Source organism: Pedobacter changchengzhani (assembly GCF_004354365.1).
Taxonomy (GTDB): Bacteria; Bacteroidota; Bacteroidia; order Sphingobacteriales; family Sphingobacteriaceae; genus Pedobacter; species Pedobacter changchengzhani.
The window spans coordinates 147,333-168,639 of the sequence record NZ_SJCY01000001.1 but is presented as its reverse complement, the minus strand read 5'-3'; the positions used below and the strand labels follow the sequence as shown (position 1 = coordinate 168,639).

The window sequence follows — 21,307 nt, the reverse complement described above, 5'->3', positions numbered from 1 at the left end:
AATTATTCTCTAAAGCCTTCGGCTATTTTATATCGTTGTTTTTCTAATCTTGCGGTAATAAAGTTTACCCAAAAGCCCCGCATTAAAAGCATAATTAGGCCAAAAACCGAAACTGCAAATAATCCCCAGTAGGGCAAATCCATAATCCCGAAAGGCAAATAAATAAATATTGGAATTAATGCATACGGTAACATTAACAACCACTGTGTTGCACCTGTGCCCTGGTAATTAAAACTTGCGGATTTTGTAATGTCTAACCGTTTATAATTTAATGTAGCTAAGTAAAGTACGATGACTGTGCCGAAACCAACATTATATAAATATGCTGCGAGGTGCAGGAGCAATAACTTCGGACTTAAAAAGCCATAAAAGCTTGCTAAAAGCGTAATTGCTGTGGCTGCGATGGTAAAAAGTAAAAACTTTGCTTTAATATAATCCTTAAAATTGATTTTGTTTGAAAGCAAGCCATCGAAATGAGCACTTTGCCAAGCAAACATAAACTGACCATAAATAATGATAGAAATACCAGTCATAAATATAGCGCCAAACATCATCTTGCCAAAATCATCGTGTTGAATTGCCGGTTGTTTGTAAAATATAAATCCGTAAAAAAGAAATAAAAAGCTCATAATAACCGATGATCGAGGTCTTTTATGTCTTAATATGAGCTTTAATTCCAGTGCTGCCAATTCACCTACTTTGCCGAAATGATTTAAAAACGCATAATCTGTACTTACTTTCTTCTCATGTACTGAGGTTAATTCTTCTGTATATAAATTTTTGAGCAAGTAAATACTATTTAATTTAAAAATAGCGAATGCGATTATCGGCGTTAAAAATCCTAAATAAGGTTTTGTTGCTATTTGTTTAAATACTACATCAGAGAAAGATCCAATTGATATAACTTTGAAATATTCTAAGCCAGCAAAAGAAGCAATTATCGCTAAACCAATAACAGTGTACCACACATTAGAAATAGATTTTCTCTTTACATACAGCACTAAAAAGTTATTAAAAACCGCCGTAGAAAGTATAACAATCATGTACATTAAAGCAACAAAAGAGCCATAAGCCGGGCCAATTTTTATAATACAAAAAGGCAAAAACAAAATAAACGGCCAAAGATTAAATAATGAAAATAAAGCTTTAACATTTAAAAAGTTAATGATCTTATTTCTGGTAATTTTTAAATGAAGATATGGTACAATGCTTAAGGTAGGCAAATCTTGCAGTTGTAAACGCATCAAAAAATCGAAAGCAAAATAGTAAAGAATAATTCCGTTGAAACTTTTTACTACATCTTGGCCTTTAAAAACATAACCTAATAAAAATGGCATACCGAAGCCAATTGCAAGCGCAACGCCTAAGAAATAGAGCATAAAAAACCCTAAAACAACTTGCGAAGCCACACTCCCAGCCTTATTTCGAGCGCGCCAAAATGATTTCCATTGATGACTTAAAAAAGTTTTGAGCATAAATATGGTTCGTTATCTTAAAGGTTATTAGTTTAATTTTTTCATTAAATGTTACATCAGTAACCGTATTTATCTTTCCAGTTTTCTTTTAATTTTTCACGTAGTTTCTGTTCTGCGGCATTTTTTCCTGGGTTATATAGCTTTGTTCCGCTCAATTCATCGGGAAAATATTCCTGTGCCGAGAAATTACCTTCGTAACCATGCGAATATTGGTAATCTTTTCCATAGCCAATATTTTTCATCAGCTTGGTGGGCGCATTTCTAATATGCAAAGGCACAGGCAAATTACCTGTTTGTTTAACCAAAGCTTGGGCTTTATTTATGGCCTCGTAAGAAGCATTGCTTTTTGGCGAACTGGCCAAATAAGTTACACATTGCGACAAGATAATTCTAGCCTCGGGATAACCGATCACATTTACCGCAGTGAAGCAGTTATTTGCCAAAAGTAATGCATTTGGGTTGGCATTACCAATATCTTCTGATGATAAAATTAATAGTCGCCTTGCAATAAATAGAGGATCTTCTCCACCTTCAATCATCCTAGCCAACCAATAAACGGCTGCATTTGGGTCGCTACCGCGGATGGATTTTATAAATGCCGAAATAATGTCGTAATGTTGTTCGCCAGCCTTATCGTAGAGGGCTAAATTTTGCTGCGCATGCTCGAGTACATTCTCATTGGTAAGCGTAATTTTATTTCCACCAATACCGTTTACAGCAATTTCTAAAACGTTTAAAAGTTTCCTTGCATCGCCACCACTTAAACGAATTAAAGCTTCATGTTCTTTAATTTCGACACCCTTTTCGGTTAATGCTTTATCTTTTTTTATTGCAGTTTGAAGTAAACCAACCAGTTCTTCTTCAGTTAAAGATTTTAAAATATAAACTTGGCACCGTGAAAGCAAAGCGGAAATAACCTCAAATGATGGATTTTCGGTTGTGGCGCCAATTAAAGTAACCAAACCACGCTCTACCGCACCCAACAAACTATCTTGTTGCGACTTACTAAACCTGTGAATTTCATCTATAAATAAAATCGGCACCCCTAAAAAGCTATCTTTCAGCTGTACGGCTTTATCAATTACTTCGCGTATATCTTTTACGCCACTATTTATGGCGCTCAAATTAAAAAATGGCCGATCTAAAGATTGAGAAATAATATATGCTAAAGTGGTTTTACCAACACCGGGCGGCCCCCAAAAAATCATCGACGGCAACTGTCCGCTTTCTATCGCTTTGCGTAAAACTGCACCAACGCCAACTAAATGTTGTTGTCCAACATATTCATCGAGGTTTTGAGGGCGCATCCGTTCGGCTAAAGGTGCTTGGTTTTGCATAATGTAAAGATAATAAAATTGATCGCTTTGCGTGATTTTACCACAGAGATGGCAGAAAAACGCACAGCGTAAGGTTTTGATTTAATTTTATTGAATTAAGCAAAATACTTTTTGCAATGTTAAATTTAATTTGGGCGTTTTTACACGCTGTCCGCTGTATCTTTTTTGCTGTCCTTCGACTACGCTCAGGATGAACGCAAAAAAGGATGCCGCTTCCATCGTTAACGCGCTCAACGGCCAATAAAAACGAACAAGAAATTATTCGTTAGATACTAAAAGGAAGTGAATTAAACAGATTTTCCGTATGAACGCTGTAAAAAAATCGGTGCGCGCCGTGTTTAAATTCTGAAACCTAAAAACAAAATTCAATTCTATTGTTTAAATTTATAACATGAAAGATAACTTCTCTACCCAAGCCGCAGAATATGCAATTTATCGTCCAACCTACCCAAAGGAATTATATGAATATTTATTCTCTTTATTAAAAAGCAAAAATGTAGCTTGGGATTGTGCAACCGGAAATGGGCAAGTTGCACGCGAGTTGGCGTTACATTTCGAATCGGTTTACGCAACAGATATTAGCGAACAACAAATTAATCAAGCTTTAAAACTTCCAAATATTATTTACAAAGTAGAATCCTCCGATCATACTGAAGTAGCAGCTAAAACCTTTGACTTAATAACCGTAGCACAAGCTATACATTGGTTTAATTTTGAAGCCTTTTATACAGAAGTAAACCGCACGTTAAAACACGATGGAATTTTGGCAGTAATTGGTTATGGTGTGATGTTTATTGATAAAAAAGTAGATAAAGCTGTGCATAAACTTTACGAAGATATTTTGGGCAAATATTGGGATCCCGAACGCAGCTACATTGAAGATGGTTACAAAACCATTCCTTTCCCATTTGATGAAATTGCGACGCCACATTTCGAAATGAAAACGACTTGGAATTTTAACCAATTAATTGGCTATTTAAATACTTGGTCGGCATTGCAACATTACAAAAAAGCAAATGATAGAAACCCGTTAGAATATATGTTTACGGAGTTAAAAGAAGCTTGGGGAAGCGATGCGGAGAAAGATGTGCATTTCCCGATCTTATTGCGGATTGGTAGGTAGGATAGTACTGTACTTTTTACCACAGAGGAAACGGAGAAATACACAGAGGACACAAAGTAAAAACATATTAATAAAACTTTCAAGGCGCAAACGAGAAGCTTGTGCCAGACTCATGACATATCATGGCGAGGTATTGCCTTTCCCGACTTTTCGGGAAAGCAAACTCATTAAGCAGATTGCCTCTTACCCCAAAATGACAGATTTGCTATAAAACTCTGTTTTTCTCTGTGAAAACCTCGGTGTCCTCTGTGGTTAACCCTTCAACAGCAACTCCAAAATAGCAGAAGCACTCAGTTTCTTTTGTTCACCAGTTTCCATATTTTTAAAGGTAAGCTCGCCACTTGCAATTTCATCGCCACCAATTAAAACTACGTACGGTATTTTTTTCGCATCGGCATAAGCCATTTGTTTTTTAAGCTTCGCTGATGCCGGGTATAATTCGGCAGAAATACCTGCATTTCTAAATTGCTGTAAAATTGGCAAAGCGTATTTCTCGGCTTCTGCATCAAAATTACTAATCAGCACTTTTGTACCCACTTCTGATGATGCTGGGAAAAGATTCAGCTCTTCTAAAACATCGTAAATACGATCTGCGCCAAAAGAAACGCCAACGCCCGTTAACCCTTTTAGTCCAAACATTCCAGTCAAATCATCATATCTGCCACCACCGCCAATACTGCCCATAGCAACCTCGTTTGTTTTAACCTCGAAAATGCAACCTGTATAGTAGTTTAAACCGCGAGCAAGGGTTATATCTAACTCTAGTTTTGAGCGATGAGTGATGAGTGATGAGTTTAGTAAATTAACATATTCGAAAACCTGTTCAATTTCGGCGATACCTTTTAAACCTATTTCAGAGGCTGATAAAACGCTTTTCAAACTTGCTAACTTTTCTTCGTTTGTGCCTTCTAACAAAATTACAGGACGAAGTTTTTCTAAATCTACCTCGGTAAAACCGCGTTCTAGCAATTCTTTACTTACGCCGTCTAAACCAATTTTATCCAGTTTATCAATGGCTACCGTCATATCAATAATCAAATCGGGCTTACCTATAATTTCGGCTATGCCGGATAATATTTTTCTATTGTTAATTTTGATGGTAAAATCTTTTAACCCCAATTTGCTTAAAGCTTCATCGTAAATTAAAATAAATTCAGCTTCATTTAATAAGCTTTCTGAGCCTACAACATCTACATCACATTGGTAAAACTCTCTATATCTTCCTTTTTGCGGTCTATCGGCACGCCAAACCGGCTGTACTTGAAAGCGTTTAAAAGGCAGGGTGATTTCGTTTTGGTGCATCACCACGTAGCGGGCAAAAGGAACAGTTAAATCGTAACGAAGTGCTTTTTCTGAAAGCTTTGAGGTTGCGAGTTGTGAGTTACGGGTTGTAAGTAGTTGTTCGTCGATTTTCCCTAAATAATCGCCACTATTTAATATTTTAAAAATCAATTTATCACCTTCATCACCATATTTGCCCGTTAGGGTAGAAAGGTTTTCGAAACTTGGCGTTTGAATTTCGGCATAACCATATTTTTTGAAAACCGTTTTTATGGTATCGTAAATAAAGTTGCGTTTAACCATTTCAACAGGCGTAAAATCGCGTGTACCTTTTGCTAACGAGGGTTTAATAACTGACATAAGCGCAAAAGTACAAAAAGGTTTATTAACCACAGAGGACATCGAGATTTTCACAGAGAATACAGAGAAAGTGGAAAACCATAAAGGCACAAAGAATATGAAGGTTTTCGATATTTGTGTGTTTATCTGTTGATCAGGATTTGCAATCCTGATTCTCGAATGGAGGATTTTAAAATCCTCAGCTCAATAAGTCCGGAAAACATTTCCGGACTAGCAAGTGTAAAGTTTAGAGAAACTACAGCTATTTTCTATCTGGAAATGGCCTATTATCCCGATTAATTACTTCTTTCGATTTTTTCTTATTTACGAGATAAATAATTAGCCAGATCACCAATCCGAATGGCACCATAATCAAAACCATTGCGACCAAAAGCAAAATAATTTCAGGTGTACCCAGCATTGCTGCGTGCGCAAAGTTTGCTACAAAGACTAAGCAAAAAGTTAGGTAAAATAATTTGAGCGAAAAATTCATTTTTAAAGATAAGAATAAAAAGCTGTAATGGATTTGATGGGAGGCGAAAACATTATCGCTTTGTTTAGGTTTCGAAATAACAAAACATTTCCTAATTGTGTGGAGGATTTAAAATCCTCACATCAGTAAGCCAGGAAAACATTTCCTGACTAACAAATCTCGTGGTTGCGAGGCACAGCCTGTCCCAAATACTCGCGAAAGCAAACTCTATCGTTAAATTAGATTAGTTCGTGCCTTGCATCCTATAGCTATCGGATGAAGAAAATAGATTGTAATGGCGTAATTCAATTCCTTGCCGTTGGTTTCAACCCAATGTCATTTAGTTAAGGGTTATATAGCTCTTCTATAGTTTGTTACTGTGTAATATTTTCCAGTCAGCCTACGTGATTTTTTTATCCTCGGATTGTGCCTACCGGGCCTTTTTGGTTCAATGTTTCTTTCAAACTCTTTTTGCAAGACAAGTAATATTTTCTCTGGATTACTGAACAGAAATAATTTCACAATATTATGCTTTAATGCGGCCCAACTGACATTTTTATTGATTTTTTGGCGATATTTTCTTGTTTTGTTCTTCTCTTGTAAATAGGGTTCGCACTGTTTTTCGATTAGGCACTGCAAGTTTGAAACGAACAGCCCTGCTAAATAATCCTGAAGAATGCAGATCGATCTGTGGCCACTGAACTGTTCCATCTGTTGCTGGTTCTTTTGGTGACTATAAGATGTTTCTATTGCCCATTTTAACCTGTACAGCTCTTTTAGATCTAAAACATTATAGTTCAATTGGTTGTATAGGTTTGTTAGCAGTATCTCTATCTCGCCCGTCGATAGCTCCACTTTTACCATCCTTACCTTTAAGGAAGTTTCTGCAGTGGTTAAGTACCCTTGATCCCTTAATGTTCTTATAGCTTTATATCCTGCTTTTAGCTCTACAGTACAGTCATTTTCATTTCCTTGTAAAAAAGCGAGCGTTTCTTTGTTAAAATCACCCCTGCAGCGCATTACAAAATATCTGGGTCTTTCCTGGTTCTCCATTAGGTACATTAGCGCGAAACTTGGAAAGCCTCTATCGAAGATACTCAGGCTGTCCTCTGCAAAACATTGAATGCGATAATGCATGATACTGCGTTCTGATACCTTGACCGGGTACATATTACCCCATACCGTCACTTCGTTTAAAATATCGTACACCTGCATGACCCTTGCCATCGGAACCTTACACTCGCCATTTCCAGCAATACCAAAGTAATCAATTACCTCTGGCTTGTTTACCAAGTAAGCAGTACTGCCATCAACTGCCTGCAGTTTAAAGCCCCGCCACCGTTTTACATCTTCTCCATAATGTTGATAGAACAAACTTACTAGCCAATCATTCCAAACGCTAAAAAATAGAGGATTAAGCTTGGTTCGTTGAAGACAGAAAGCTGATTTACCACAGCTTTCTTCATACTCTAGGCCTAAAGTGGAAAAAAACTCGTTTACTTCTATACTTAAACTACGTTTGGGCATATTAAGGATTAGAGCTACTAAACGAGAAAGGGGAAGCTTTCTATTCCTACTGAAATCACCCTTATTGTTTGTAAATAAACTACGAATGGAAGAATCCATACTGAGGGTAGACAAGAATGTCTGTAATTCTGTAATTATAGCTATGTTTGCATTAACCATTGAGCTTTGTTGTTTTAGTCAATTACAAAGAACTAATTTTTAATTAGTACTCAATGGTTTTTTCGTGTTTTATCCTTAACTAAATGACATTGGGTTTCAACCAACGGAACTTTAAAATAAGCACCCAAGGCTTTAGCCAAAACCTAACCCATATTTCCTTGTTAATTGCAATTTCAGAAGTTTCTAAACCCGGTGGAAGCGGCATTTTACAGCTGTAATTCTGAGCGGAGTCGAAGAATAGCTGTGAAATACAGCGAACGACGGGACCGAACCCATCCCAAAAAAACCACTACAGTACCTTTCCAAATTAAAAATCTTGTAATCTATAAATCAGTTTAATCAACCAGAAGGAAATATCTTACATAAATACAACGCTTTAAAAAACTAAAGGCTTAAATTTGCCACAACAAAAATCAAAATTATCATGAGTTTCAGAATAGAACACGATACCATGGGCGAAGTACAGGTGCCTGCCGATAAATATTGGGGTGCGCAAACCGAACGTTCACGCAATAACTTTAAAATTGGACCAGAAGGTTCAATGCCTAAGGAAATTATTCATGCTTTTGGCTATTTGAAAAAAGCTGCAGCAATGGCGAACACCGAACTTGGTGTGCTTACTGCTGATAAAGCCGAACTAATTGCTAAAGCATGTGATGAGATTATTGCGGGCAAATTAGATGACCAATTTCCACTGGTAATTTGGCAAACAGGATCGGGTACGCAAAGTAACATGAACGGGAACGAAGTAATTGCCAACCGTGCCCACGTAATTAACGGTGGCCAATTGGCTGATGATAAAAAAGTGCTTCATCCAAATGATGATGTAAACAAATCGCAATCGAGCAACGATACTTTCCCAACCGCGATGCACATTGCAGCCTATAAACTTACGGTAGAAAACACAATCCCCGGGTTAGAGAAATTGCGCAATACTTTAGCTAAAAAAGTTGAAGAATTTAGTACAATTGTTAAAACTGGTCGTACCCATTTTATGGATGCTACGCCACTAACCTTAGGACAAGAATTTTCTGGGTATGTACAACAAATAGACAACAGCATCAGAGCCATTAAAAATGCTTTGGTAATGGTTGCCGAATTGGCTTTGGGCGGTACAGCAGTTGGTACAGGTTTAAATACACCAAAAGGTTACGATGTTTTAGTGGCTAAAAAAATTGCCGAACTTACAGGTTTACCATTTGTAACGGCTCCAAATAAATTTGAAGCTTTGGCTGCGCATGATGCAATGGTTGAGCTTTCTGGCGCTTTAAAACGCACAGCAGTTTCGTTAATGAAAGTTGCAAACGATGTTAGGATGTTAAGCTCTGGTCCGCGTTGTGGCATTGGCGAAATTGTAATTCCTGATAACGAACCAGGATCTTCAATTATGCCAGGTAAAGTTAATCCAACGCAACCAGAAGCCATGACCATGGTTTGTGCGCAAGTTATAGGCAACGATGTTGCGGTTTCTATTGGTGGTATGAATGGCCATTTCGAACTGAACGTTTTTAAACCAGTTATTGCTGCAAACGTATTGCAATCGGCCCGTTTAATTGGCGATGCTTGTGTTTCCTTCAACGATAAATGTGCGGAAGGCATTACAGCCAATCTACCAGAAATTGAAAAACATTTACAAAATTCGTTGATGTTGGTTACGGCTTTAAACCCTCATGTGGGTTATGAAAATGCAGCTAAAATTGCAAAAAAAGCGCATAAAGAAAATAAAACGCTAAAAGCAGCTGCTGTAGAGTTGGGCTTACTGACTAATGAGCAGTTTGATGAATGGGTGCGCCCAGAAGATATGGTTGGGAGTTTGAAAACCCCCTAGCCCCCTGAAGGGGGAATTTCTTTCTAACGTTCATGTATAAAGAAGAAAAAAGTTACTAATGCTAATTGCACAGTTGTATGTTTAGTACTAGTAACTCCATAAGTGCCAAAGTAACAAATTTTAAAAAATACGACTCAATGTTTACATCCTTGATTAATCTACTATCCTTAATTAGTCCGGTATTAATTTTTATAGCGTGTTGTCTTTACCTTTCCAAAAGGGTAAAACCAGATTCTATTTTGCTTTTTATTGGTTCGGGAATCAGCGTAATTTTATCAATATTTTACAGTGTAATTATGCCGATGTTTATGAGCGGTGGTGCTATGAATGTTACTTTTTATTATGAAATTGCTCGTGTAATAAGTTTTATTGCAGAAATTCTTTTTGCAATTGGATTTTTCATTTTAATTACGAATGTGATTAGGGGAAGAATTAACGTTCAAAATTTCTTTCCACCAAATACAGAGAATTAACTATGTTTAAATTGAAAGAAAATAGTGACCAAAATGTGAGCATCAACTCGAGAAATTTAAGACTTTTATTGTGTTTATTGCTCTTCGCTTTTTCTGCCTGTACACGCTTACCCAATATTCAGGGCAAAGGAGAACCTTTTATGCAAGGTGTTTGGAATGAGGATTCCGTTGCCTTAAGCAACAAATTAAACACTTACACAAAACATCATTTTAAATTTAGCTGCGATTCGGTTTATATAGATTTTGTTACCTACAGCAAAGTAAATTTCTATTCAGATTCATGTTTTAACAAAGGTGTATGGAAAGAATATGCAAAAGGGGTTTATGCCGTTATAGGCGATACTTTATTTTTAGGCGCTACTTACACCCACGCCAATTACAAACAAAAAATTTCTGGCTGTTACCGTATTGGGCGTTACGAAAAAAAATTCCTAATTAAAAAATCTTCATCTACAACATTGTTACTCGAAAATTTAACCGATCAAAGGCAAATCACTTTAAATTTGAAAGAAAAAGTAACCTGTGTACAAAAACCTTTGTAACAGTTTAAATAAAACATAAAATGATTTTTACATCTATAAAAAAGAAAATTAAAGTAAGTTTAATTGTAGGTCTTTTAGCTTATTTACCTATTCAAGCAAATGCTTGGGGAACCATTGGTCACCGCGTAGTTGGCGAAATTGCCGATAGTTACTTAAAAACTAAAACCCGAAAAGCTGTTCAAGATATTTTAGGCTACGAAACACTTGCCATGTGTGCAAATTGGGGCGATTTTATAAAATCAGATTCTTCGTATAATTACATGTACAACTGGCATTTTGTAAACTTCCCGGCAGGATTAAATAAAGAAGGTGTTTTTAATATTTTAGAAACAGAAAAATCTCCAAATATTTACAATAAAATAATTGATTTAACTGCTGTTTTAAAAAAGAGCTCCAGCACAATGACCGAAAAGAGATTGGCCTTGCGCATGCTTGTTCATTTAGCTGGCGATTTGTGTCAGCCGATGCACGTTGCCCGCAAAGATGATATGGGAGGCAATCGTGTTTCTGTGATGTGGTTTAACGAAAAATCGAACCTACACCGTGTTTGGGACGAACAATTAATTGGCTATCAACAATTAAGTTATACCGAATATGCCAAAGCGATCAACCATCCATCGGCTATAGAATTTTCTAACTGGCAAAACACAAGCCTAAAAGATTGTATCTACGAATCATATCAAGTTTGCAACAAAATTTACGATAACACTAAACCCGATTCTAAATTAGGTTATCGCTATAATTTTGAATGGGTAGATACGCTGAACCAGCAATTGCTCAAAGGTGGCGTAAGGTTGGCTAAAATGCTGAACGATATTTACGGATAATATAAGGTATAGGGTAATAAGGTTGAAGGCGGAGGGTTAATAGCCAAAGTGTCAGTAAGGTCCCTTCGGGGTTTGGGGGAAAAAAGTTGCGTGTTGTGGGTTACAGGTGACGGGTCTTGGTGCCTAAACGAAAAATGAACAAAAAAGCCTCTTTGGGTTTGGGGATAAAGAATAAACATCAATGCGCTAAACTACTTGTTATTTAAAGCCCCTTTGGGTTTGGGGAACTAACTACTAAATTATTATGAAAATTTTAATGGTTTGCTTGGGCAATATTTGTCGTTCGCCACTGGCGGAAGGTATTATGCAACACTTATCAAATCAACAACAACTGAATTGGGAAATTTCGTCTGCTGGAACGGGCGACTGGCATGTTGGCCAATCTCCCGATCAACGAAGTATTCAGGTTGCGAAAGCAAATGGTTACGACATTGGTAATCAACGGGCACAACATTTCAATCAAAATATGTTTGCACAGTACGATCTAATTTTGGTAATGGATAGAAACAATTTAAAAGATGTTTTAAATTTGGCCAAAACAAATGAGGATAAACAAAAAGTTAAGCTTTTTCTGAATGACGATGAGGTTAACGATCCCTATTACGATAATGCACTTTTTAATCCCGTTTGTTTACAGATTGAAGAAAGATGCAAACACATCCTTAAAGAATTGACTTAAGCTCTGCACATTTTTTCATTATATTGAAAAATTGCCGTTAAACAGTAATTTTTTAAAAAAACATTTTTTTGCAATAAAATAATTATTGCCACTACATTCATAACGGTTCATAACAGTTAAAAGCTATTGGATTATTAATTTGAGCCATCAAATATTTAATAATCTGTCTATAAAAAAATACCTTAACTTTCTATTTAGAAAATCTTCTACAGAAAGGTAACTTAAATAAGTTGCAAAGCAAATATTTGTTTGGCTTAAACTTATTCAAATTCAAGGTTAATAAATGCGTTAGGATTTATTAACGGCAAAAAAGTATTTTGATAGTCGAAAAAGATTAAGTTTTGTAAATCGATACAGTTAAACCAAATATATACAAATGAAAGTAGCACTTTTTGTTCCTTGTTATATAGATCAATTTTACCCAAATGTTGGTATTGCAACCTATCAATTGTTAAAAAAATTAGGTTGCGATGTAGCATTTCCTTTAAATCAAACCTGTTGCGGCCAGCCCATGGCCAATAGCGGTTTTAGTGCAACAACCACTGGTTGCGATAAAAACTTTGTCGAAAATTTTAAAGGGTTCGATTACATTGTTGCACCATCAGGAAGCTGTGTTTTACACATTAAAGATCATTTAAAGGATGAACAAAATCCTGAAGAAGCAAAAAAAATAAGAAATAGTATTTACGAACTCACTGAGTTTTTAGTTGATATATTAAAGGTTACTAATTTAGAATCTACTTTTCCACATCGAGTTGGCATGCACATTAGTTGCCACGGGCAGCGAGGTTTACACCTAAGTTCGATGACTGAAACGATGGATAAGCCTTTCTCCAAACCTGAGCAATTGCTGATGCAAGTTAAAGGCCTACAACTGCTAACACCTGAGCGACCGGATGAATGTTGCGGATTTGGCGGTACGTTTTGCGTTTTTGAAGAAGCAGTGAGCGTTAAAATGGGAAAAGATAGAGTTAAAGAACACGAAGCCAACGATGTTGAATATATTACTGCCGGAGATGTAAGTTGTTTAATGCATTTAGAAGGCATTTTAAAAAGGCAAAATAGCAGAGTTAAAACCATCCATATTGCCGAAATTTTAAATCATACCGTATAATGGAAAATTTAAAAAACCACGCAACCGCAGCCGAAGAATTTATAAAAGACGAGCCAAGAACCGATTGGCATGATGAAACCCTTTGGTTTGTTAGGCAGAAAAGAGATTTAGCTGCCCATACCTTACCCGAGTGGGAAGAACTTAGGGAATGGGGTTCGCAAATTAAAAACCATACGCTTTCGAATTTAGATGAATACTTAGAAAATTTCGAAACAAATGCGCAAGCAAATGGAATAAAAATTCACTGGGCAAAAGATGCTGAAGAACACAATCAAATTATTCATAAAATTATTACCGATAACAAATTTGAAAAGATTGTAAAGAGTAAAAGTATGCTAACCGAAGAATGCCATTTGAATGAATTTTTAATTCAAAAGGGTATTGCTGTGGTTGATACAGATTTGGGCGAACGCATCGTACAGTTCCGTAATGAAGCACCAAGCCATATTGTTTTGCCAGCAATCCATTTAAAAAAGCAGGATGTTAGCGAAACTTTTCATAAACATTTAAATACCGAAAAAGGAAATAACGATCCGCAGTATTTAACAGAAGCCGCTCGCCAACATTTACGTAATCATTTCGTAGAATCTGAATTGGCAATAACAGGCGTAAATTTTGCGGTTGCAGAAACGGGTGGTTTTGTGGTTTGCACAAACGAAGGCAATGCCGATATGGGTGTAAACACTGCAAAAATCCATATCGCTTGTATGGGCATGGAAAAAATCATCCCGAAGGCAGAACACCTTGCTGTATTTTTAAGGCTGTTAACCCGAAGTGCAACCGGCCAACCAATAACAACCTATTCGAGCCATTTTAATAAACCAAGGCCGGGCCAAGAAATGCATATTGTAATTGTTGATAACGGCAGAAGTAGGCAATTAGGACGAGCAGATTTTAGAAATTCGTTAAAGTGCATCCGCTGTGCGGCATGTTTTAATACCTGCCCGGTTTACCGCAGAAGTGGCGGACACAGTTACCATACCGCTGTTGCCGGTCCGATCGGCTCTATTTTGAGCCCGAATTTGGATATGAGAGCCAACGCCGATTTACCATTCGCATCTACCCTTTGTGGCTCGTGCAGTAATGTTTGTCCGGTTAAAATTGATATCCATGAGCAACTTTGGAAATGGCGCCAAGTGCTTGTAAACGAGGGCTATGTTACTACCACCAAAAAAATAGGCATGGGTGGAATGGCAATGGTTTTCGCGCACCCTCGTCTTTACCGTTTGCTGGGTTCGATTGGTAGGAAGACGATTAAATGGTTCCCATTTTTTGTAAACAACAAGCTTAACCCTTGGTATAAGCAACGCGATATGCCAGAAGCACCAAAAGAAAGTTTTAGAGATTGGTTTAAAAAACAACAAAAGTAATGAGTTCGAGAGCAGAAATATTAGCTAAGGTGAAGCAAAATAAACCAACCTTGGTGCCATTGCCAAATATTGATTTTAATGATTTAATTACCTACCCCGACTTGATTACGCAATTTATATCCGTTGTTGAAAAAATTGGCGGAGCGGTATTTTTGTATCCTACTGAAGAAGATTTGGCGAAAAATATAAGTTTGGAGCCTAATGAAACATACAATATCAATACTTTAAATATGAGCGAAGCTGAAAAGCTAAGCTTAAGTAAAGTGCACTCGCTTGATTTGGAAAGGGTACATACGGCTTATTTTAGAGGAAAGCTTGGCGTAGCCGAAAACGGCTCCATTTGGCTTGATGAAGAGGCAATGGTTAATCGAGTTTTGCCAATTATATGTGAGCATTTAGTGTTGGTATTGGATAAAAATTTAATTGTTCCAACTATGCATCACGCATATCAAAATATAGATGTATCGAAAACTGGTTATGGAACCTTCTTGGCTGGGCCATCCAAAACAGCAGATATTGAACAAAGTTTGGTTATTGGTGCCCACGGCCCACGAAGTTTAAAAGTTTGTTTAATCGGTTAGTATTAATGAGCTTTTACATTCTGGCATTTTAACTGCCATGAGAAGTTAAAATGAATTTTTACTGACTATCATTTTTAGCTTGCATTAATATTAATATTTATAAATTTAATATTTAACCTAAAATCAACACCTCCTAATTTTTAAGCTGGGTCTTCTTTTGCGATAATATTTGAACCTAAATTTTATAAAATAAATAAGGTTACTGGACTTGTTAACCACACCGTCCGTCGAGAATCTCTCAAGAGCGGAATTGCTTTGTGCTTAAATCACTTTCGCCAAACCACAAAAGTTTATTTTCCCTCTATCGTCATCAAATAATTTTTCTTGGAAATAAATATCCGTTATTTCAAGGTGGCAAATCGGTTTGCTATCGTTTATCCGCCAATGGCGATGAAAACTCGATTACGATCAAATCCAACCATGTGAGTAATTGTGAGTTGCCTAATTAGGCTTTCTGTTGTCGAAACAAACTTCTCAAATCGTCACCCCTTTGCCTTTCTCAATAATATTTTATTTTTTTTTAATTAAAGGGGGTAACATTTTTCAATGTGGGTTTATGTATAAGAAAACAACCACATATTAAGCGAAAAATGATGAAAAATTTACTTAAACCCATAGCAGTTTTTATAGTATTAACTGCTTTATTTACGAGCTGTAGAAAAGACGATAAACTAATTGACAATACAAACTCTTTTGATGCCCTAATGGCGAAATACAAAATTAAAGGGCAAGTATTTACAATTAATGGTGCCACAGGCGGAACTATTATTGGAACTGGCGGTTCGAAAATTACATTCCCAGCAAATGCTTTAGTAAATGGAGATGGTTCTCCTTTTAGTGGCGATGCAACAATTACCATAAAAGAAGCTTTAAAAAAATCTGACTGGTTAACTGAAGGCTTATCCGCGACAACAGTCAACAACATTTTAGTTTCTGGCGGTATGTTGGATATTAAGGTTCAACGTAAAGATAATGGCGCCAATTTATTGCCTGCTCCAATTATGAGAGAACCAAATCAAGACCCTAAAGCTGTGATTATGGGCGAAGTAATAAAGCCAAGGGTTAAACAACAAGATTTACAATTATTTTTACCTGATAACACAACATCTACACCAGCAACTGATCCACCTTCTGCATGGACATCTGCATCATACTATCCTTTTGGCAATGGTACAAACAGCTACATTTTCCAAATACCACAGTTTAGATGGGTAAATTGCGACGGACTTTACAACCAACCTGGAGTAAAAACAACCATCAAAGTAACACCAGATCTTTCTGCCTTTGCTGGCGCAAGTAACATACAAGCTATATTGGTTTATCGCGATATCAACACTGTGATTACGCTTCCACCATCGCCAGGATTTTTTCAAAGCTATAGCAATAGCATAGCAGAAGGTAGTATAGCAGATGTAATTTGTATCGGTAAAACTGCCGATGGTAAAATACTTTTTAAAGTAATGCCTGCGGTTACGTTTACCACAAATATGAATATCGCCATTACCCCACAAGTTGCCAACGCAACAGACGTTTCTGCTTACTTAGATTCTATTAATAACTAAAATAACTACGCTATCGGTTCGATAGCATAATTTAAAACACTTTCACTAAAATTTAAAATATACCATTATGAAATACGCATATTTATTTTTAGCCACTTTGTTACTTAGCTTAAGTAGCCTGGCGCAAGAAAAAGCAACAAATACATCAAAAAGTTTTAGTCAAATCTCGATTAGAGGTGGATACGATGTTGCACAAAAGCATGATTTTTCAAATTTTGCTTCGAAAAATTTAAAAGGTTTTAACGCAGGTGCATCGTTCGATAAATATTGGAATTGGTTAGGCGCTGGTATTGATGTAGATTTTTTGCAGAATCAAAAACCTGAATATACCGCAGCAAATGATTTTACCACTTATATGACTGCTCAACCTTACATTTTAGGAACGGATTACAACATACAAGCAAATGCCACGAAATTAACGAGAATTTTTGCAGGTATTGGTCCTGATTTTAAATACCAAACCGTTGATAACAAATGGACTGCAGAATTAAATCTACGTGGTGGTGTAACCCGTACCGATGGATCAATGCTAGAATATAGCACAAAAGCAGTTAGACCCATTTTAAATCCATTTCTATCAAGAGGCGGAGATGCAGTGAATGCTTCAACGGTTACCGGAAATTCTAATCCTGAAAACGAAGGTGTATTTTATCATAAAGGATACGATAAAGAATATATTTTAACTGCCAAAGCGCAAGCGCGTATCAGTTACACCATTACCGATAATTTAAGTGCAAATGTTGCCGCGTATTACATGTATTATCAAGGTAGTAAAGCACTATATAATACGCAAGATTATACAGGATCTACACCTCCAGTTTACGCCACTATTAAACCGACCTTTGGTTTAAGCGCACTTTCTTCTTTAGGTGCATCGGCGGGTATTAGCTATAGAATTTTTGGCAATCAAACTCACGTTAAAAAACAAAAAGGCTACAACACATTAACCGTTTTTGTTAAAGATGAATTAACAAACCAACCTTTGCATGATGTGGATGTGATGGTTACTAATGCCGGTGGCAACAACCTAACAGCCAAAACTGATATAAACGGACAAGCAATATTCCAGAAAATTAAAGCAGCAGATTATGTGGTAAAAGGCACTTTACATGATATTGCAACAAACACGCAAACTGTAAACATTAACAGTTCTAACCAAAAAGCGGATGTAACTTTAATTCACAACGACCCACGTTTTACCGTTGTTGGTACTGCAATTAATTTAGGAACCAAAACCCCAGAAGGTGGCGTGAGTACAACATTAAAAGACTTAAGTAGAAGTACAGTGAAAATGGCTACTTCTCAAAATTCTACTGGCAAATTTAGTTACCAATTAGAGCAAAATACCGATTATGAATTGGTTGGTAAAAAAGCAAATTACATCTCAAACATCGAACGGGTTTCTACCAAGGGCTTAACGCGTAGTCAAACGCTGTATGTACAGTTAGAATTGGGTATTGAGCGTGTAGAAGTTGGTAAAGCAATTGTATTAAAAAAGATCTATTATGATTTGGATAAAACGGATATCCGTGAAGATGCATCAAGCGATTTGCAAAAGTTGATTTCCTTTTTGAATGATAATCCAAATATCAAAATTGAGATTTCATCCTTTACAGATTCAAGAGGTAGTGGAGATTACAATTTAGAGTTGTCGCAAAAAAGAGCACAATCTGTAGTTAGCTATTTAATTAACAGAGGAATAGATAGAGGCAGGATGATTGCAAAAGGTTACGGAGAATCTAAACCTGTTGTAGATTGTGTGGAATGTACAGAAGCCCAACATCAACAAAATAGACGTACAGAATTCAAATTGATTTCTCAATAAGTGCACATTAGGTTATCAAAAATTAAAGAAGTCAAGTTTTAAAAACTTGACTTCTTTTTTATAGGTTAAAACCAAGCGATTAACCTCCAGATTATTCAGAAGAATCTAATTATCCTTATATCAAAATTGAGATTTCATCCTTTACAGATTCAAGAGGTAGTGGAGATTACAATTTAGAACTATCGCAAAAAAGAGCACAATCTGTTGTTAGCTATCTAATTAACAGAGGAATAGATAGAGGCAGGATGATTGCAAAAGGTTACGGAGAATCTAAGCCTGTTGTAGATTGTGTGGAATGTACAGAAGCACAACATCAACAAAATAGACGTACAGAATTCAAACTGATTTCTCAATAAGTGCACATTAGGTTATCAAAAATGAAAGAAGTCAAGTTTTAAAAACTTGACTTCTTTTTTATAGGTTAAAACCAAGCGCTTAACCTCCAGATTATTCAGAAGAATCTAATTATCCTTATATCAAAATTGAGATTTCATCCTTTACAGACTCAAGAGGTAGTGGAGATTACAATTTAGAGTTGTCGCAAAAAAGAGCACAATCTGTAGTTAGTTATTTAATTAACAGAGGAATGGATAGAGGCAGGATGATTGCAAAAGGTTACGGAGAATCTAAACCTGTTGTAGATTGTGTGGAATGTACAGAAGCACAACATCAACAAAATAGACGTACAGAATTCAAATTGATTTCTCAATAAGTGCACATTAGGTTATCAAAAATGAAAGAAGTCAAGTTTTTAAAACTTGACTTCTTTTTTATAGGTTAAAACCAAACGATTAACCTCCAGATTATTCAGAAGAAACTAATTATCATTATATCAAAATTGAGATTTCATCCTTTACAGATTCAAGAGGTAGTGGAGATTACAATTTAGAGTTGTCGCAAAAAAGAGCACAATCTGTAGTTAGTTATTTAATTAACAGAGGAATAGATAGAGGCAGGATGATTGCAAAAGGTTACGGAGAATCTAAACCTGTTGTAGATTGTGTGGAATGTACAGAAGCACAACATCAACAAAATAGACGTACAGAATTCAAATTGATTTCTCAATAAGTACACATTAGGTTATCAAAAATTAAAGAAGTCAAGTTTTTAAAACTTGACTTCTTTTTTATAGGTTAAAAAGAATCTAAACCTGTTATAAAATGTATAAACCCACAACATTAACAAAATAGACGCACAGAATTCAAATTGATTTCTCAATAAGTGCGCATTAGGTTATTATAAATGAAAGAAGTCAAGTTTTTAAAACTTGACTTCTTTTTTATAGGTTAAAACCAAGCGATTAACCTCCAGATTATTCAGAAGAATCTAATTATCCTTAATTTATGCCAATTTAACAACCTCATATTTAGGTACAAGAGATTTCATTACCGTCCAGCCAATTAAATAACATACCGAACAGATAGAAAATATGATGAAATATCCAGCTTCTTCTCCTTTAAAACCTATAAAAACAATGTGGTTATTTCCGGTATAATCGAATAATAATCCGGATCCTTTATTAATAATAAAAGCACCAATACCACCCGCCATTCCGCCTATACCTGTAATGGTTGCAATCGCTTTTTTAGGAAACATATCGCCAATGGTAGAAAAAATATTTGCCGACCATGCTTGGTGTGCTGCACCTGCAATACCAATAATAATAATTGGCAACCAATACGTAATGTGACCTAATGGTTGTGCAATAAGTGTTAACAGCGGAAAAAATGCAAAAATTAACATGGCTCTCATTCTACCTTCATAAGGGTTCATACCTTTTTTCTCCACAAAATAAGTTGGTAACCAACCACCAATAATCGAAAGTAAAGTAATCATATAAAGTACAAATAATGGAAATGCGCTATCTGTAGAATCCATTCCGTAAACAGCTTTTAAATAAGCGGGTGTCCAGAATAAAAAGAACCACCACACACCATCTGTCATAAATTTACCGAATGCAAAAGCCCATGTTTGTTTGTATTTAAAGCAATCGATAAACGAAACTTTTTCTGTGGTTTCCTCCACATAATTATCTAATTTTCGATCGTTAATTACATCCTGCTGAATGTAGGCCAATTCATCTGCTGTAACTCTTTTATGCAATTCGGGTTTATTGTAAACAAATACCCAAAAGCCCATCCAAACAAAACCCAATGCGCCGATAATGATAAAAGACATTTCCCAGCCATAAGCCTTTGCAATAAACGGAATAGATATTGGCGCAGCTAAAGCACCAACAGTTGCCCCTGCATTAAAAATACTAGTTGCAAATGCCCTATCTTTTTTAGGAAAATATTCTGCAGTTGCTTTAATCGCAGCAGGAAAGTTTCCAGCTTCGCCTACTGCCAACACAAAACGGGCAAAAATGAACAATGTAACACTTACCGAAACAATCATTCCCGTGTTATTTACCACCGAAATTGCCTCTTTAGCACCTTCAAAGCTAACTAACCAATGGCCTGTTAATATTCCTGATGTAGCAATACCACAAAATGCATGTAAACAAGCACCTACCGACCAAATACCAATTGCCCATAAAAAGCCTTTTTTGGTATCGAGTTTATCAACCAGCCTACCCGCAAAAAGCATTGCAAAAGCATAAAAAATAGAAAAAAGTGCGGTAATATTTCCGTAATCATTATTATCCCAATGAAATTCTGGTTTAATAAAATCAGACCAAGTTAACGACAGTACTTGCCTATCTAAATAATTTATTGTAGTTGCAAGAAACAGTAGAAAGCATATCGTCCATCTGTATTTACTCGTTTTTTTCTGCTCCATTTTTGGTTAGGT

The 21,307-nt window shown here is 36.1% G+C and carries 20 protein-coding genes; 14 read left to right on the top strand and 6 right to left on the bottom strand.

Annotated elements, in window-relative coordinates; translation table 11 throughout:
• Positions 1-2: 2 nt before the first annotated feature.
• A complete protein-coding gene (locus EZJ43_RS00725) occupies positions 3-1,475 on the bottom strand; it encodes a DUF5687 family protein (protein WP_133260740.1) in 1,473 nt (490 codons plus the stop codon).
• Positions 1,476-1,531: 56 nt separating this feature from the next.
• Positions 1,532-2,812, bottom strand: a complete 1,281-nt coding sequence (locus EZJ43_RS00720; RefSeq protein WP_133260739.1) for a replication-associated recombination protein A — start codon at positions 2,810-2,812, stop codon at positions 1,532-1,534.
• A 391-nt stretch (positions 2,813-3,203) separates the two neighbouring features.
• Between EZJ43_RS00720 and EZJ43_RS00715 the strand changes: the two genes are divergently transcribed.
• Positions 3,204-3,935 (top strand): class I SAM-dependent methyltransferase, encoded by a 732-nt coding sequence (locus EZJ43_RS00715; protein ID WP_133260738.1) that lies wholly within the window; start codon positions 3,204-3,206, stop codon positions 3,933-3,935.
• Positions 3,936-4,187: 252 nt separating this feature from the next.
• Here EZJ43_RS00715 and hisS read toward each other — a convergent pair whose 3' ends face one another.
• The 3 genes from hisS to EZJ43_RS00700 form a co-directional block, all read right to left on the bottom strand.
• Positions 4,188-5,576 carry a histidine--tRNA ligase gene (gene hisS, locus EZJ43_RS00710; protein ID WP_133260737.1) on the bottom strand — a complete coding sequence of 463 codons (1,389 nt, stop codon included), beginning with the start codon at positions 5,574-5,576 and terminating at the stop codon, positions 4,188-4,190.
• A 241-nt stretch (positions 5,577-5,817) separates the two neighbouring features.
• Positions 5,818-6,048 carry a hypothetical protein gene (locus EZJ43_RS00705; RefSeq protein ID WP_133260736.1) on the bottom strand — a complete coding sequence of 77 codons (231 nt, stop codon included), beginning with the start codon at positions 6,046-6,048 and terminating at the stop codon, positions 5,818-5,820.
• Between the two features lie 330 nt (positions 6,049-6,378).
• Entirely contained in the window at positions 6,379-7,653 is a 1,275-nt protein-coding gene (locus tag EZJ43_RS00700) for an IS4 family transposase (RefSeq protein WP_165953054.1), read from the bottom strand.
• 484 nt (positions 7,654-8,137) lie between these two features.
• Here EZJ43_RS00700 and fumC point away from each other — a divergent pair, with 484 nt between their 5' ends.
• From fumC to EZJ43_RS00635, 13 genes are all read left to right on the top strand, one after another.
• Complete coding sequence (gene fumC / locus EZJ43_RS00695; RefSeq protein WP_133260734.1) at positions 8,138-9,541, top strand: class II fumarate hydratase; 1,404 nt, start codon at positions 8,138-8,140, stop codon at positions 9,539-9,541.
• A 137-nt stretch (positions 9,542-9,678) separates the two neighbouring features.
• Positions 9,679-10,014, top strand: coding sequence for a hypothetical protein (locus EZJ43_RS00690; protein ID WP_133260733.1), 336 nt, complete (start codon positions 9,679-9,681; stop codon positions 10,012-10,014).
• A 2-nt stretch (positions 10,015-10,016) separates the two neighbouring features.
• Complete coding sequence (locus EZJ43_RS00685; RefSeq protein ID WP_243718014.1) at positions 10,017-10,556, top strand: fumarate hydratase; 540 nt, start codon at positions 10,017-10,019, stop codon at positions 10,554-10,556.
• 20 nt (positions 10,557-10,576) lie between these two features.
• Positions 10,577-11,383 carry a S1/P1 nuclease gene (locus EZJ43_RS00680; RefSeq protein WP_133260732.1) on the top strand — a complete coding sequence of 269 codons (807 nt, stop codon included), beginning with the start codon at positions 10,577-10,579 and terminating at the stop codon, positions 11,381-11,383.
• Between the two features lie 244 nt (positions 11,384-11,627).
• Complete coding sequence (locus EZJ43_RS00675) at positions 11,628-12,062, top strand: low molecular weight protein-tyrosine-phosphatase (protein ID WP_133260731.1); 435 nt, start codon at positions 11,628-11,630, stop codon at positions 12,060-12,062.
• Positions 12,063-12,438: 376 nt separating this feature from the next.
• Positions 12,439-13,176 (top strand): (Fe-S)-binding protein, encoded by a 738-nt coding sequence (locus EZJ43_RS00670; protein ID WP_133260730.1) that lies wholly within the window; start codon positions 12,439-12,441, stop codon positions 13,174-13,176.
• Positions 13,176-14,546 carry a lactate utilization protein B gene (locus tag EZJ43_RS00665; protein WP_133260729.1) on the top strand — a complete coding sequence of 457 codons (1,371 nt, stop codon included), beginning with the start codon at positions 13,176-13,178 and terminating at the stop codon, positions 14,544-14,546. The genes EZJ43_RS00670 and EZJ43_RS00665 overlap by 1 nt, the downstream gene beginning before the upstream one ends.
• Positions 14,546-15,127, top strand: coding sequence for a LutC/YkgG family protein (locus tag EZJ43_RS00660; protein ID WP_133260728.1), 582 nt, complete (start codon positions 14,546-14,548; stop codon positions 15,125-15,127). The genes EZJ43_RS00665 and EZJ43_RS00660 overlap by 1 nt, the downstream gene beginning before the upstream one ends.
• Positions 15,128-15,720: 593 nt before the next feature.
• Positions 15,721-16,689, top strand: a complete 969-nt coding sequence (locus tag EZJ43_RS00655) for a hypothetical protein (RefSeq protein WP_165953053.1) — start codon at positions 15,721-15,723, stop codon at positions 16,687-16,689.
• Between the two features lie 67 nt (positions 16,690-16,756).
• Positions 16,757-18,514, top strand: a complete 1,758-nt coding sequence (locus tag EZJ43_RS00650; protein WP_133260726.1) for an OmpA family protein — start codon at positions 16,757-16,759, stop codon at positions 18,512-18,514.
• 119 nt (positions 18,515-18,633) lie between these two features.
• A complete protein-coding gene (locus EZJ43_RS00645; protein WP_133260724.1) occupies positions 18,634-18,870 on the top strand; it encodes an OmpA family protein in 237 nt (78 codons plus the stop codon).
• 119 nt (positions 18,871-18,989) lie between these two features.
• Entirely contained in the window at positions 18,990-19,226 is a 237-nt protein-coding gene (locus EZJ43_RS00640) for an OmpA family protein (protein WP_133260725.1), read from the top strand.
• Between the two features lie 119 nt (positions 19,227-19,345).
• Entirely contained in the window at positions 19,346-19,582 is a 237-nt protein-coding gene (locus EZJ43_RS00635) for an OmpA family protein (RefSeq protein ID WP_133260724.1), read from the top strand.
• A 273-nt stretch (positions 19,583-19,855) separates the two neighbouring features.
• On the opposite strand, the gene EZJ43_RS00630 is transcribed toward EZJ43_RS00635, so the two are convergent.
• Positions 19,856-21,295 carry an MFS transporter gene (locus EZJ43_RS00630; RefSeq protein ID WP_133260723.1) on the bottom strand — a complete coding sequence of 480 codons (1,440 nt, stop codon included), beginning with the start codon at positions 21,293-21,295 and terminating at the stop codon, positions 19,856-19,858.
• Positions 21,296-21,307: the final 12 nt, after the last annotated feature.

Coding starts and splice junctions, on each gene's coding strand:
- EZJ43_RS00725 (WP_133260740.1), bottom strand. CDS start 1,475: ATGCTCAAAACTTTTTTAAGTCATCAATGGAAATCATTTTGGCGCGCT.
- EZJ43_RS00720 (WP_133260739.1), bottom strand. CDS start 2,812: ATGCAAAACCAAGCACCTTTAGCCGAACGGATGCGCCCTCAAAACCTC.
- EZJ43_RS00715 (WP_133260738.1), top strand. CDS start 3,204: ATGAAAGATAACTTCTCTACCCAAGCCGCAGAATATGCAATTTATCGT.
- hisS (WP_133260737.1), bottom strand. CDS start 5,576: ATGTCAGTTATTAAACCCTCGTTAGCAAAAGGTACACGCGATTTTACG.
- EZJ43_RS00705 (WP_133260736.1), bottom strand. CDS start 6,048: ATGAATTTTTCGCTCAAATTATTTTACCTAACTTTTTGCTTAGTCTTT.
- EZJ43_RS00700 (WP_165953054.1), bottom strand. CDS start 7,653: ATGGATTCTTCCATTCGTAGTTTATTTACAAACAATAAGGGTGATTTC.
- fumC (WP_133260734.1), top strand. CDS start 8,138: ATGAGTTTCAGAATAGAACACGATACCATGGGCGAAGTACAGGTGCCT.
- EZJ43_RS00690 (WP_133260733.1), top strand. CDS start 9,679: ATGTTTACATCCTTGATTAATCTACTATCCTTAATTAGTCCGGTATTA.
- EZJ43_RS00685 (WP_243718014.1), top strand. CDS start 10,017: ATGTTTAAATTGAAAGAAAATAGTGACCAAAATGTGAGCATCAACTCG.
- EZJ43_RS00680 (WP_133260732.1), top strand. CDS start 10,577: ATGATTTTTACATCTATAAAAAAGAAAATTAAAGTAAGTTTAATTGTA.
- EZJ43_RS00675 (WP_133260731.1), top strand. CDS start 11,628: ATGAAAATTTTAATGGTTTGCTTGGGCAATATTTGTCGTTCGCCACTG.
- EZJ43_RS00670 (WP_133260730.1), top strand. CDS start 12,439: ATGAAAGTAGCACTTTTTGTTCCTTGTTATATAGATCAATTTTACCCA.
- EZJ43_RS00665 (WP_133260729.1), top strand. CDS start 13,176: ATGGAAAATTTAAAAAACCACGCAACCGCAGCCGAAGAATTTATAAAA.
- EZJ43_RS00660 (WP_133260728.1), top strand. CDS start 14,546: ATGAGTTCGAGAGCAGAAATATTAGCTAAGGTGAAGCAAAATAAACCA.
- EZJ43_RS00655 (WP_165953053.1), top strand. CDS start 15,721: ATGAAAAATTTACTTAAACCCATAGCAGTTTTTATAGTATTAACTGCT.
- EZJ43_RS00650 (WP_133260726.1), top strand. CDS start 16,757: ATGAAATACGCATATTTATTTTTAGCCACTTTGTTACTTAGCTTAAGT.
- EZJ43_RS00630 (WP_133260723.1), bottom strand. CDS start 21,295: ATGGAGCAGAAAAAAACGAGTAAATACAGATGGACGATATGCTTTCTA.